We start from the raw sequence: 12,476 nt of genomic DNA on the forward strand, positions 1-12,476 counted from the left end.
GGTTTAACTGGCAGTAACTTAATCCTTATCAGGGCAGGAACCAATCATCAGCGCTTTCCCATGTTTCCTGTAGAATCTCTTCAACGGCTTTCCTGTCATCAGGAGTGCCGCCACGAACAGATAGCCCATCATGACTTGCCAGCTTTACATTGGTTTTAATATCAGGCCATCGACGTCTAAGACGGTTGTCCAGTTCTTCAGCAAGCGCAGGGACAGCACCTTTTGGCAATTTTTTAGATTTATCGATAGTGACTTCTACATGCATAATTTTTCCCTCCACAAACAATACTGTTCATATAAACAGTAATATTATCTACATGAATTGTAAATAGCTCTGTAAAATTATTTTAGTTTTTACTTATCAGTAAATTATGAACTATCATTCTTTCACCAATGGCAAAACGGGATAATAAATAAGCACATCACCATCGACTAAAATTGAGATCATAAACATTTCACGCTTGAAAACTTCGATATCCCATTAAAAAATGTCACAATAGAGGAACTATTTTTTCCATCTTATTTGGAACTATAAAAACCTGAGAATCCATGATACAAGCACCTTCTTTTCAACGTTCACTACTTCATCCCCGTTATTGGCCTACTTGGTTTGGTATCTGTCTGCTTTACTTACTGGTTCTGCTCCCCTATCCCATTATTTACTGGATAGGCACTCGTCTGGGCAGATTTTCCATGCGTTTTTTGAAAAAACGCGCCAAAGTTGCCGAAAGAAATCTTGAACTATGCTTTCCTGACATGTCACAGGAGAAACGCGAAGCGCTATTAATAAAAAACTTCGAATCCGTCGGAATGGGAATCTTTGAAACAGGTATGGCTTGGTTTTGGCCTGACTGGCGGATAGAACGCTGGTTTAAAGTGACTGGGCGAGAAAACATTCAGAAAATTCAAACTACCGGGCAAGGAATTATTGTTATTGGCATCCACTTTCTGACGTTGGAACTCGGCGCCCGTATTCTTGGTTTGCTCAATCCTGGCATTGGCGTCTACCGCCCGAACGATAATCCGGTTATGGATTGGCTACAAACATGGGGGAGACTACGTTCCAACAAATACATGTTGGATAGAAAAGATGTCAAGGGCATGATCCGCTGCCTAAAAAACGGCGAAATTGTCTGGTACGCCCCCGATCATGATTACGGCCCGCGAAAAAGTGTATTTGCACCGCTATTTGCTGTTGAGTATGCTGCAACAACCACCGGCACTTCAATACTTGTACGTCTCGCTGATCCGGCAATGATCCCATTTACCCCCCGTCGTCTGCCTGACGGAAAAGGTTATGAACTGATTATTCAACCGGCAGTAGCAGGATTTCCAAAAGACGATGAAGTGAAAGCGGCTGCCTTCATGAACAAAGTCGTAGAACAGGAAATTTTACAAGCACCTGATCAATACATGTGGTTACACCGTCGTTTTAAAACCCGGCCCAAGGGTATGCCTTCTCTGTACGGGCAAGCTGATAAAGTCCATTAAATTTATTAACGGCTGCTTCTCCGCCCAAGAAGCAGCCATAATCGCTTTCTCATACCATACAACCCAATAATTGACTATACCCGTCATCTTTCAAGTTGCCTCTTTGTTGGCTGCACTCACTCACCCCGGTCACATAGTTACCTATGCTCCCGGGGATTCGCTCCCTTGCCGTCGCGATTCATCTTGAAATCCATAGGGTATATCTCATTTCAACGCTGAGGTTATACTTTTTAATTTAATTTATTTCCAATTTTTATATAAAAAAACAAGGAGTAATCTAATATTTCCGAATAAATACTAAGTTGATAATCAAATCAATTTACTTTTCTTCCCTTTTACTATTACCGTTAATATCTAGCCCTTAAAAAGATGTCTTATATATTATAGTTATTACTTAATTTATTATTTTAAAATATTTTTTCCATAAAAATACATTGAATATAAATAGAAGTAAGTCAATAGGCTTCATCCTCATTTTAACCTATCAATTATGAGAAATGAGATTTATGTCGGATTTTTCTCTGAAAAGTGGAATATAAGTAAGAGATATCCTACTTGTTAATAAAATTGACCGGAAAATATGTTAAAAATATATTAACAAGATATGACATCATTTAATAAAAACGTGGCTTTTTTGTTTGCTCTAAACCTAAATTTGAAAGAGCTTTTTAAAAGCTTTATTTGTCACACACACCGCACTCTTGGAGTGTAGTCTTATAGGAAAACTTAGATGCAATCCTCCATTAACAATACAAAAACCAGAACTTTTTTTGGGCATCCTTACCCATTAAGTTCTTTGTTCTTCACAGAAATGTGGGAACGTTTCTCTTACTACGGCATTCGGCCACTGCTGATCTTGTTCATGGCTGCAACCATCTATGATGGTGGTATGGGTATTCCCCGTGAACAGGCCGCGGCTATTGTCGGTATCTTCGCAGGTAGTGTTTATCTGACCGCACTGCCCGGTGGTTGGCTGGCGGATAACTGGTTGGGTCAACGTCAAGCAGTCTGGTATGGCTCAATCATTATTGCACTAGGGCACCTGTCTATCGCTCTCTCCGGCTTTTTAAGTCATTATTTGTTCTTTATTGGCTTATTACTGATCGTATTAGGTACAGGACTGTTTAAAACCTGTGTCACCGTCATGGTCGGCACGCTGTATAAAAAAGATGATCCACGTCGTGATGGTGGTTTTTCCCTATTTTATATGGGAATTAATATCGGTTCCTTCATTGCTCCTCTGGCTACAGGCTTGCTGGTTCGTGACTATGGCTGGCACTGGGGTTTTGGTATCGGGGGGTTGGGGATGCTGGTTGCCCTATTGATATTCCGTTTCTACGCGATCCCTTTGATGCGCCAATATGATAAAGAAGGTGGTCTGGATTCAAGCTGGGACCACCCTACAGTGAAGCGTGAAAACGTCGGCAAATGGGTCTTTGCCACTGTTATCGCTATCATTGCTATTATTGCTCTGCTAATCCTTGGTGTAATTCCATTCAATCCGGTAGCCGTAGCCAGCGCAATGGTCTATGTGATCTCATCCTGTGTAACACTTTACTTTGCCTATTTGTTCCTGTTTGCTGGCTTAAGCAGTAGTGACCGTTCGCGCCTGCTGGTCTGTTTTATCCTGCTGGTATCTGCTGCATTCTTCTGGTCTGCATACGAACAAACGCCAACGTCATTCAACCTGTTCGCCAATGATTATACTAACCGTATAGTGATGGGGTTTGAGATCCCGACAGTATGGTTCCAATCAATTAATGCACTGTTTATTATCCTGCTGGCCCCCGTATTCAGTTGGTTCTGGCCCAGATTGGCAAAAAACAACATCAACCCGAGCAGTATCAGTAAATTCATTATTGGTATTCTGTTCGCTGCCGGTGGTTTTGGCGTGATGATTCTGGCTGCGCAAAATGTGCTGGCAACAGGTGAAACCGTTTCTCCTTTCTGGCTGATATCAAGTTCTCTGTTTCTGACACTCGGTGAATTGTGCCTTAGCCCAATTGGTCTCGCAACGATGACGTTACTAGCCCCATCCCGAATGCGTGGTCAGGTAATGGGCTTGTGGTTCTGCGCAAGTGCACTGGGTAATCTGGCTGCTGGCCTGATTGGCGGGCATGTACGCGCTGACCAACTAGACAACCTACCTGATCTGTTCTCCCGCGTATCTTTGGCTCTGGTTATTTGTGCAGTCGTATTGATGGCGTTAGTTGTCCCCATTCGCCGCCTGCTTAATAGTGCTGATAAATCAGAAGCGAAAGCTCAATAATATCGATAGTCAGCATAAAGCCATCTTATGATTCAGATGGCTTTATGCCCTTAACAACAAATCCATCAATGCACTGCCGTTATGATTGATGGATTAACTATCTGTTTCACATTCAATGACTCCGCTTGATATGCATGATTACGCACATCCCATAGTTCAACGGCATGCTGAATATTAAGCCAAAACTCTGCGGTGTTCCCCAAAGCCGCTGCCAATTTGATCGCCATAGGAACGGTCAGCGAACCTTTATCATGCACAATCCTGCTTAATGTATTACGGTGAACACCCATAGCTTCCGCAAGCATATTAATTTCAATATTCAAAGGCGCCAGAAACTCACTCACCAATATTTCACCCACTGTTGCAGGGCGACGTTTTGTATTTCTCATTATTATTTCCCTCAGTTTAATAGTTATGAGGATCCAGATATGTATCAACTGCAATACCATCAATCCATTGAAAAATAAGCCTGTATTGCCTGTTTACTCTTATTGAGCACCATCCCCTTAAATAACCATTTAAATGTTCAAAATGGTTTCCCGGAGGGATTCTTAAATCAGCTTCTTTAACCGATGCATCCAGAATTTGTAGTTTTCTGTATAACGCACGCTGTAAAGATGCAGGTATGCATTTGTGCGGTAAATCCTGTTCGTAAAATCTTTCTAGCCATCTATCCTTGAATTCAACAGCCATAACATCCTCGTTGTTTGTATATTACGCACAATCATGTTGTGCATCAAGTTATAAAATACTGAAAATATCATTTGGCTTTACGCAACATGGCTGGAGTACAACCATAATGTTGACTAAATGCAAAGGTAAAAGCCGACTGGGAAGCATAACCAGACAAAAAAGCAATATCAGCCAAAGCCCTATCACTGTAAGCCAGCAGATTATAGGCAAATTCCATCCGGCATGTTTTCAAATAAGCCATTGGACTCATCCCTATTGCAATAAACAGTTTACGACGCAAAGTACTGGCAGATACTGCGCAAATATCAGCCATATCCATCACCGTTACTTTTTCATGCAGACGCCCAACAAGCCCCTGACGCAGTTTGACTATCAACGTTGAAGACGAGCCTGCTTGTGGTAGTTGAGCAAGCAGCAAACGGGCGGCATCAGCGTGATTAGCGGGGGACTGAGGGTAATCATGCAACCACTTAATAAGAGCAAGGGCAGAATCAGGTAATGGTTGCCAGAAAGAATCACTATGTAATTGATTAAACAGTGCCGAAGGCAACTCCAGCACCAATTGCTGATTTTCACCACTCGCGAAAAAGCTGTGTTTCGCATCCGGTGGGATCATAACAACATTTCCAAAACTAACGGTACTTTGTTGCCCTTCCACGTTTAACTCAAGTTGTCCGTGATAGCCAAAAACGAACTGCCATAACCCTTGGTGGCTATGGCTAATTGTTTCAGCAGAATACCGGCGTAAATGTAATGAAGGTAATTGAACAGCCATATTTATTGTCGCTGATTAAAATACACTCCATTTATTCGACAACAAAATAGCGTGGTTTACAATAACTTATGACCATTCGGGACAGGAAGAGTAAATTCTGCGATCACCACCGCACCATTTTCATCCATACTGCCAGTTAACAACACCTCTGATTTAACACCAGCAATCCGTTTTGGTGGAAAATTGCATACACAAAGAACCTGACGGCCAATTAATTGTTCAGGTATGTAATGCACAGTTATCTGGGCGCTTGAGCTTTTAACGCCCAACTCGCCAAGATCAATTTGTAATTTATAGGCAGGTTTGCTGGCTTTAGGATTCAATTCTACTGAAATAATTGTGCCAACCCGCATATCGACTTTCTCAAAGTCAGCCCACTCGATTTGTTCCATATATTCTTCTCCTTTAGTGCGAAGTGATTATATTCACATGCTATTGGAGAAAATTCTTTCGAAAGAGCGTCAATAATTGTCGACAAACTGCCTATTTTTTCCGACAGGTCATTCACTTCACTATCGAGTTGCTTTAAGTCACGGTTATTCCCGATCAAAAAAGTTATCTCTGGTCATACCGTTATTCTCTTTAATACGCGCAGCACGTTCAATATCCTGACGGATTTTCTCATTGACACGATCATTAAACTCTCGACTCTTCCGATTAGATTCATCTTCTCGTAACTGCCTTGCCAGTTCCCGTTTCTCCGCCGCTTGATTATCTGCAATGAGTTCATTCACATCCCAATACTCGGATTTAAGATTTTCCCGTTTTTTTAAATACTCCTCAGATGGCTTATTATCAACCGGAATATCACTTTTGTAGTCAAAATTTGAGGCAAATACCTGGAAAGAAATTGCAGATAAAACAGCAAAAACGTAACGCGATCCTTTAATCATCCTATTGTCCCTCTTCAAAACCATAACTTCGCACAACCATTAAATAATTATTGCCAATAGGAATCAATAGCATTTAGACACAACAAGAGGATTATCCACATCAGGTTTATATTTTATTGAAATTGAGCTTCTAGCAGCACGTTAAAATTAACCCGCCAAAATATGTGGGCTATGAGTCATTAATAAAATTAATCCAGAAATATACCCGTCATCTTTCAAGCTGCCTCTTTGTTGGCTGCGCTCACTCACCCCAGTCACATAGTTTGCTATGCTCCCGGGGATTCGCTCCCTTGCCGTCGCGATGCAACTTGAAATCCATAGGGTATACAAGATAATTAAATCGGTTTTCCTTGCCGATAAGCCAGAGCAACCGCCAAAGATTGCACTAAACACAAAGTAGCAGACTGAGAACGGAATGCATCCACCTGTGCTTCTTTAACCACAAAACAAACATCACTAAAACTGGCAAGCGGGCTAATCTGGCTATCCGTAATCACAATCTGTTTTGCCCCAGCTTTCGCCGCCTGTTCGCTGACCATCAGTGTTTCTTCTGCATAAGGGGTAAAACTGATTGAAACGACAACATCTTCTTCTCCAATTAAATTAATCTGTTCCCTGAACATTCCTCCCAAACCATCCACGAGTAAAGGGCGACATTCCAAGTGGTTCAATGCATAAGAAAGATAAGCCGCCACACTAAAAGAACGGCGCAGCCCAATAATGTAAATATTCTTAGCTTGAGCCAATAAGTCTACGGCGTTCCTTAAATCTTCGGGGGCCGTTCTGGCAGCCAGCTGTTGCATAGCCTGCACATTTGAACGAGCAAATTCCTGCAAAATATGTTGAGGGTCTTCCGGTGGCTCCTGCTCGCCATCCAACGCCCTAAATAACCTGGCCCGGTCTGCATAACTGGCGGTTTCTTCCACCATATGCATACGGAATAGCTGTTTCATTTCATTAAAACCACTGAAATCAAACGCATTAGCGAAACGAATTAATGTTGATGGAGGAACATCAGCTTCTTTGGCAATCACAGCAACAGTATCAAAAGCGACACTATTGGTATTATCCAGCACATATCGAGCTACTTGTTGCAGGCGTTTACTCAATTCACTATAGCGTGAACGGACTTGTTCTTGAAATTCATTCAGATTCGATGCGACAGACATAAATCCCCCATAAAATTTATCGTCGGCAATTGTAATCGTTTTACAGTGTAAGCTGAATCATATTTCATTTTTATAGTTAAAAATGAAATACATAATCCATTCATTGTAATGATTTATTATTATCACTATATTGATTAACATCTAATTAATCACCTAATTATCGGTAATTCATAAAAACTTTACTCCGATCACACTAATTGCCTTTTATTCCAAATCATATTGAAAACAAAATAAATATTTCATATACCTATTATCAAAGTTTCTGATTCAGTACTAACATCAAATCCGCAAAAGAGGCTCAGAATGGAACAAGTACAGAATTATGTTAATGGGCAACTCACTCCTAGTCATAGCACCCGCTTTTCTCCGGTTTTTAATCCAGCGACGGGAAAACAGATACGCCAGGTAACATTAAGTACAGCTCATGAAGTTGAACAAGCAATTGAAGCCGCTCATCAGGCTTACAGTGAATGGTCTAAAGTTTCACCTCTCAAGCGTGCTCGTGTCATGTTCCAGTTCAAGGCATTGCTGGAAACCAATATAGACAAACTGGCGCGATTGATTTCAGAAGAACATGGAAAAATCTATTCAGATGCCCTCGGTGAATTAACTCGCGGTCTGGAAGTGGTTGAATTTGCCTGTGGCATTCCTCATCTACAAAAAGGTGAACATTCCGCTAATACCGGAACAGGTATAGACAGCCATTCATTAATGCAGCCTTTAGGCGTTTGTGCCGGCATTACCCCTTTCAACTTCCCGGCAATGGTTCCTATGTGGATGTTTCCTATCGCATTAGCGACAGGGAATACTTTCGTATTGAAGCCTTCAGAAAAAGATCCTTCTCTCGCGATTGAATTAGCAATACTACTTAAACAATCCGGTTTACCCGATGGCGTATTTAATGTTGTCAACGGCGATAAAGAAGCCGTCGATGTACTACTAACAGATCCACGCGTACAAGCCGTCAGCTTTGTTGGTTCAACTCCTGTCGCTGAATATATCTACACTACCGCCTCAACTCACGGGAAACGCTGTCAAGCTCTGGGTGGCGCAAAAAATCACTGTATTCTGATGCCAGATGCCGACCTTGATATGGCCAGCAATGCTATTACAGGCGCGGCTTTTGGCGCAGCCGGCGAACGTTGCATGGCATTGTCTGTTGTATTGGCGGTTGGGGATGAAACGGCGGAGGCGCTAATTGAAAAATTACGTCAACAGATCAGCAAAATGTCCGTCGGTCCCGGCATTGTCGCAACGAAAGAGAACGATATGGGTCCCGTTATCTCCGCCCAACACCAAGCTAAAATCTGTGATTACATCGATAGCGGTGAAAAACAGGGAGCGAGCTTGTTAATTGATGGCCGTCAACTCAAAGTTCCAGGTTATGAAAATGGCTATTTTATTGGCCCGACGCTGTTTGATAACGTCACGCCGGAGATGAAAATCTATCAAGAAGAGATCTTCGGCCCCGTTCTATCAATTGTCCGTGTACCCGATTATGCCACCGCATTAACATTAATTAACGTCCATCAATATGGTAATGGTACCGCGATATTCACCCGCGACGGAGAAACAGCTCGCCAATTTAGCGAAGATGTACAAACGGGTATGGTAGGCATCAATATCCCCATTCCGGTGCCAATGGCCTTCCACAGCTTCGGTGGCTGGAAACGCTCAATTTTTGGTCCACTTAACGTTCATGGTAATGATGGCGTTCGCTTCTACACCCGCATGAAAACCGTTACCAGCCGCTGGCCGGCAAGTATCAGGTTAGAACATCATTCCAGTAGTTTTGTGATGCCGACAATGGAATAAAATGGAGTTCTGTAACATGAACAAATCAACAATGACAACGGCTCAAGCATTGGTGAAATTCCTGAACCAGCAATATGTGGAAGCAAACGGAGAACAATATCCATTCATCAGAGGAATATTTACCATTTTTGGTCACGGTAATGTGGTTGGATTAGGGCAAGCATTGGAACAAGATCCTGGTCACTTAACCGTCTATCAAGGATGCAATGAGCAAGGTATGGCCCATATCGCCACAGGTTTTGCTAAACAGAAAAAGCGCAAACAGATTTTTGCCGTAACCTCCTCTGTTGGTCCTGGCTCCGCCAATATGGTAACCGCCGCGGCAACCGCCACCGCTAATCGTATTCCTCTGCTGTTATTCCCCGGCGATCTCTTTGCCTGCCGCCAACCAGATCCAGTCTTGCAACAAGTTGAACAGTTCCATGACTATACTATCAGCACCAATGACTGTTTCCGCCCGGTTTCTCGTTATTGGGATCGTATCTCCAGACCAGAACAACTAATGAGCGCTATGATTAATGCGATGCGAGTTCTAACCGATCCCGCAGATACCGGCGCCGTCACAATCTGTTTGCCACAAGATGTTCAAGGCGAAATTTGGGATTTTCCTGACTATTTCTTTCAAAAACGCATTCACCGCATCGAACGCCGCCCTGCTTCCATCGCCATGATTAACGATGCCGTGGCGCTCATAAGCCGCAAGAAAAAACCCTTGCTTATCTGCGGTGGCGGAGTGCGCTATTCAGAAGCACATAACGCTTTTCGTCAGTTCGCAGAACACTTCAATATTCCTTTTGTTGAAACACAGGCAGGTAAAAGCGCTGTAATTGCCGACCATCCCCTTAATTGTGGCGGTTTAGGCACAACTGGCTGTCTTGCGGCAAACCTGATAGCCAAAGAAGCCGATTTGATTATTGGCGTTGGCACACGGTTTACTGATTTCACTACGGCATCCAAATCACTATTTCAACATCCAAAAGTTGAATTTCTAACTATCAACGTAGCGGAATTCGACGCCTGTAAACTGGATGCAACCCCCGTTGTATCAGACGCCCAAACAGGGTTAAACGCTATCGCAGAGCAGCTTACTCAATTGCATTATCGCAGTGGTTATCAAGATGAGATTCATCAGGCGCGAGAGGCATGGCGAAAAGAGTTAAATCGTCTGTTCGACATTGAGTATCAGGAGGATTTCACACCAGAAATTCCCGATCATCTTGATGATAAACTGGAAGAGTACAGCCAGACATTACAAACCCGCCTGCCACAAACCAGAGTATTGGGATTATTAGACAAATATCTTGAGCCCGAAGCGATTATTGTTGGAGCATCAGGTTCCCTTCCTGGCGATTTACAGCGATTATGGCAACCCAAACAACCGGATACTTATCATCTTGAGTATGGCTATTCCTGTATGGGCTATGAAATAGCCGCTGCCATTGGCGCTAAACTAGCCTGCCCCAACCAACCGGTTTACGCCATAGTCGGTGATGGCGCTTATATGATGCTTCATTCAGAGCTGCAAACCGCGGTACAGGAAAATATCAAAATCATCGTGTTGCTGTTTGATAACGCGGGATTTGGCTGTATCAATAATCTACAAATGAGCCAAGGGATGGGCAGTTTCGGAACAGAAAATCGTTACCGGAACCCTGAAAGTGGCGACATGGATGGCAAACTGATTAAAGTCGACTTCGCCAAAAACGCAGAAAGCTACGGCTGCAAAAGCTACCGAGTCCATGATGAGCGACAACTGCTTGACGCATTACAGAAAGCCCAAAAACAGACCGTACCGGTACTCATCGATATCAAAGTGCTGCCTAAAACAATGACTCATGATTATGAATCATGGTGGCGAATAGGCACAGCGCAAGTAGCGAAAAATCCAGCTATAGAATCTGCCGCAAAGAAAATAAAGGAGATGGTTGCAACCAAAGTACGCCAATATTAAAAAGTGATGGCCTGTAAGACAGCAGGCCATTTTCTCTCTCCTAATCATTTTAATGCTAATTTTGAAATTATTATTCCAAAAATAAATTACTTTTTTCTTCCCCTCAATCTCTATGGCTAAGCTCGGTAATCACTTAGTCGAATGCATATTTATGATTTGTTTTTAAAAGATAAATATCCAAACTCATCCAGCATAAATCTTACTTTACGTGATCTAATTAACACAAATTTAATATTGTTATTAACAAAATGCTACGCCACACTCAAAAATATAATTTCCAAATATTTAAAAATTGAAATAAATGTTTTATTTGATATATTTTAAAGTATCTCATAAGCAGATACCTAGGTATCAAGGAGCATCCATATGTTCAACATTGCATTATTTGGCGCCGGACGAATTGGACAAGTACACGCAGTGAATATCACTCATCATAAAGAAACTTCTCTTTACTCCGTTGTCGATCCACATCAGAAAAGTGCTGAACTTTTAGTACAGAAATATCAAACAAAAAGACAAACTATTGAACAGGCAATGTCCGACCCTAAAATAGATGGCGTTCTTATCGCCTCAGCAACAGATACTCATGCAGATTTAATCGAACTCGCAGCAAAACATCATAAAAAAATCTTCTGTGAAAAACCGGTTCATCTTAATATTGAACGTGTTCGTCATTGCCTTGAAACCGTTAAACAGTATCAGGTTCCCTTATTTGTTGGCTTTAACCGTCGTTACGATCCGCAATTCCGCCGAGTCAAAACACTATTTGACGCCGGTGCGATAGGAAAAGCCGAATCTCTACTGATTATTTCCCGTGATCCCTCTCCTCCCTCCGCTGAATATGTCAAAGTTTCCGGCGGTATGTTCCGGGATATGACAATACATGACTTCGATATGGCACGTTTTATTATCAGTGAGGAACCCTGTTCGATCTACGCTCAAGGCAGCAACCTGATTGATCCCGCTATTGGGCAAGCGGGTGATATCGATACCGCCTTTATCGTTATGAAATTCCCATCAGGTGCAATGGCAACCATTACCAACAGCCGCCGTTCCGGGTATGGCTATGACCAGCGGATTGAATTGCATGGTGAAAAAGGGCTGCTTAGCGCCGGTAACATCAAAGAAAACAGCGTCGAACTCTGGGAAAACAGCGGTTGTTTAACAGCCAAGCCAGAGCATTTCTTCCTGCAACGTTACCGGGAAGCCTACATTGCTGAATGGGACCATTTTGTCGATGTCATGGCTGGTCGCGCCACACCAGAATGTAGTGGCGCCGATGGCGAACAGGCGCTTTATCTGGCTGATAAAGCTCTCGAATCTCTGCAATTAGGGAAAGAAATCAGATTATAAAACAGACCTACATCTCTAACTAACTGACTCACATTTACTTTCATCATAAAAACGGGAAAGGCCGCTT

General features: G+C 42.5%; 12 protein-coding genes. 5 read left to right on the top strand and 7 right to left on the bottom strand.

What is annotated here, in order from left to right; genetic code table 11:
• Positions 1 to 28: 28 nt before the first annotated feature.
• Complete coding sequence (locus Phpb_RS12895) at positions 29 to 265, bottom strand: DinI family protein (RefSeq protein ID WP_065390670.1); 237 nt, start codon at positions 263 to 265, stop codon at positions 29 to 31.
• 284 nt (positions 266 to 549) lie between these two features.
• Here Phpb_RS12895 and Phpb_RS12900 point away from each other — a divergent pair, with 284 nt between their 5' ends.
• Positions 550 to 1,491: a Kdo(2)-lipid IV(A) acyltransferase gene (locus Phpb_RS12900; RefSeq protein ID WP_065390671.1), complete on the top strand. Its 942-nt coding sequence runs from the start codon at positions 550 to 552 to the stop codon at positions 1,489 to 1,491.
• Positions 1,492 to 2,221: 730 nt separating this feature from the next.
• The gene (locus Phpb_RS12905; RefSeq protein WP_065390672.1) at positions 2,222 to 3,760 is read left to right on the top strand and encodes a peptide MFS transporter; all 1,539 of its coding nucleotides are present in this window, start codon (positions 2,222 to 2,224) and stop codon (positions 3,758 to 3,760) included.
• 65 nt (positions 3,761 to 3,825) lie between these two features.
• Here the strand turns inward: Phpb_RS12905 and Phpb_RS12910 are convergent, their stop codons facing one another.
• The 6 genes from Phpb_RS12910 to Phpb_RS12935 form a co-directional block, all read right to left on the bottom strand.
• The gene (locus Phpb_RS12910; RefSeq protein WP_065390673.1) at positions 3,826 to 4,149 is read right to left on the bottom strand and encodes a HigA family addiction module antitoxin; all 324 of its coding nucleotides are present in this window, start codon (positions 4,147 to 4,149) and stop codon (positions 3,826 to 3,828) included.
• 16 nt (positions 4,150 to 4,165) lie between these two features.
• Positions 4,166 to 4,453, bottom strand: coding sequence for a type II toxin-antitoxin system RelE/ParE family toxin (locus Phpb_RS12915; protein WP_046394394.1), 288 nt, complete (start codon positions 4,451 to 4,453; stop codon positions 4,166 to 4,168).
• A 67-nt stretch (positions 4,454 to 4,520) separates the two neighbouring features.
• Positions 4,521 to 5,228, bottom strand: coding sequence for a helix-turn-helix domain-containing protein (locus Phpb_RS12920; RefSeq protein ID WP_065390674.1), 708 nt, complete (start codon positions 5,226 to 5,228; stop codon positions 4,521 to 4,523).
• A gap of 56 nt (positions 5,229 to 5,284) precedes the next feature.
• Entirely contained in the window at positions 5,285 to 5,620 is a 336-nt protein-coding gene (locus Phpb_RS12925) for a tRNA-binding protein (protein ID WP_040152347.1), read from the bottom strand.
• A 144-nt stretch (positions 5,621 to 5,764) separates the two neighbouring features.
• Positions 5,765 to 6,121 carry a hypothetical protein gene (locus Phpb_RS12930; RefSeq protein WP_065390675.1) on the bottom strand — a complete coding sequence of 119 codons (357 nt, stop codon included), beginning with the start codon at positions 6,119 to 6,121 and terminating at the stop codon, positions 5,765 to 5,767.
• 335 nt (positions 6,122 to 6,456) lie between these two features.
• On the bottom strand, positions 6,457 to 7,290 hold the full coding sequence (locus Phpb_RS12935) for a MurR/RpiR family transcriptional regulator (protein WP_065390676.1): 834 nt from the start codon (positions 7,288 to 7,290) through the stop codon (positions 6,457 to 6,459).
• A 303-nt stretch (positions 7,291 to 7,593) separates the two neighbouring features.
• On the opposite strand from Phpb_RS12935, the gene Phpb_RS12940 reads away from it, so the two are divergent.
• From Phpb_RS12940 to iolG, 3 genes are all read left to right on the top strand, one after another.
• The gene (locus Phpb_RS12940; RefSeq protein WP_065390677.1) at positions 7,594 to 9,105 is read left to right on the top strand and encodes a CoA-acylating methylmalonate-semialdehyde dehydrogenase; all 1,512 of its coding nucleotides are present in this window, start codon (positions 7,594 to 7,596) and stop codon (positions 9,103 to 9,105) included.
• A 16-nt stretch (positions 9,106 to 9,121) separates the two neighbouring features.
• Complete coding sequence (gene iolD, locus Phpb_RS12945; protein ID WP_205634777.1) at positions 9,122 to 11,056, top strand: 3D-(3,5/4)-trihydroxycyclohexane-1,2-dione acylhydrolase (decyclizing); 1,935 nt, start codon at positions 9,122 to 9,124, stop codon at positions 11,054 to 11,056.
• Between the two features lie 366 nt (positions 11,057 to 11,422).
• Positions 11,423 to 12,409, top strand: coding sequence for an inositol 2-dehydrogenase (gene iolG, locus Phpb_RS12950; protein WP_065390679.1), 987 nt, complete (start codon positions 11,423 to 11,425; stop codon positions 12,407 to 12,409).
• Positions 12,410 to 12,476 lie beyond the last annotated feature (67 nt).

It is taken from the genome of Photorhabdus namnaonensis (assembly GCF_001684335.1).
Taxonomy (GTDB): Bacteria; Pseudomonadota; Gammaproteobacteria; order Enterobacterales; family Enterobacteriaceae; genus Photorhabdus; species Photorhabdus namnaonensis.

What these genes read in the sequence shown, in the direction of transcription:
- Phpb_RS12895 (WP_065390670.1), bottom strand. Translation starts at nt 265, where the DNA reads ATGCATGTAGAAGTCACTATCGATAAATCTAAAAAATTGCCAAAAGGT.
- Phpb_RS12925 (WP_040152347.1), bottom strand. Translation starts at nt 5,620, where the DNA reads ATGGAACAAATCGAGTGGGCTGACTTTGAGAAAGTCGATATGCGGGTT.
- Phpb_RS12910 (WP_065390673.1), bottom strand. Translation starts at nt 4,149, where the DNA reads ATGAGAAATACAAAACGTCGCCCTGCAACAGTGGGTGAAATATTGGTG.
- Phpb_RS12940 (WP_065390677.1), top strand. Translation starts at nt 7,594, where the DNA reads ATGGAACAAGTACAGAATTATGTTAATGGGCAACTCACTCCTAGTCAT.
- Phpb_RS12900 (WP_065390671.1), top strand. Translation starts at nt 550, where the DNA reads ATGATACAAGCACCTTCTTTTCAACGTTCACTACTTCATCCCCGTTAT.
- Phpb_RS12930 (WP_065390675.1), bottom strand. Translation starts at nt 6,121, where the DNA reads ATGATTAAAGGATCGCGTTACGTTTTTGCTGTTTTATCTGCAATTTCT.
- iolD (WP_205634777.1), top strand. Translation starts at nt 9,122, where the DNA reads ATGAACAAATCAACAATGACAACGGCTCAAGCATTGGTGAAATTCCTG.
- Phpb_RS12905 (WP_065390672.1), top strand. Translation starts at nt 2,222, where the DNA reads ATGCAATCCTCCATTAACAATACAAAAACCAGAACTTTTTTTGGGCAT.
- Phpb_RS12935 (WP_065390676.1), bottom strand. Translation starts at nt 7,290, where the DNA reads ATGTCTGTCGCATCGAATCTGAATGAATTTCAAGAACAAGTCCGTTCA.
- iolG (WP_065390679.1), top strand. Translation starts at nt 11,423, where the DNA reads ATGTTCAACATTGCATTATTTGGCGCCGGACGAATTGGACAAGTACAC.
- Phpb_RS12920 (WP_065390674.1), bottom strand. Translation starts at nt 5,228, where the DNA reads ATGGCTGTTCAATTACCTTCATTACATTTACGCCGGTATTCTGCTGAA.
- Phpb_RS12915 (WP_046394394.1), bottom strand. Translation starts at nt 4,453, where the DNA reads ATGGCTGTTGAATTCAAGGATAGATGGCTAGAAAGATTTTACGAACAG.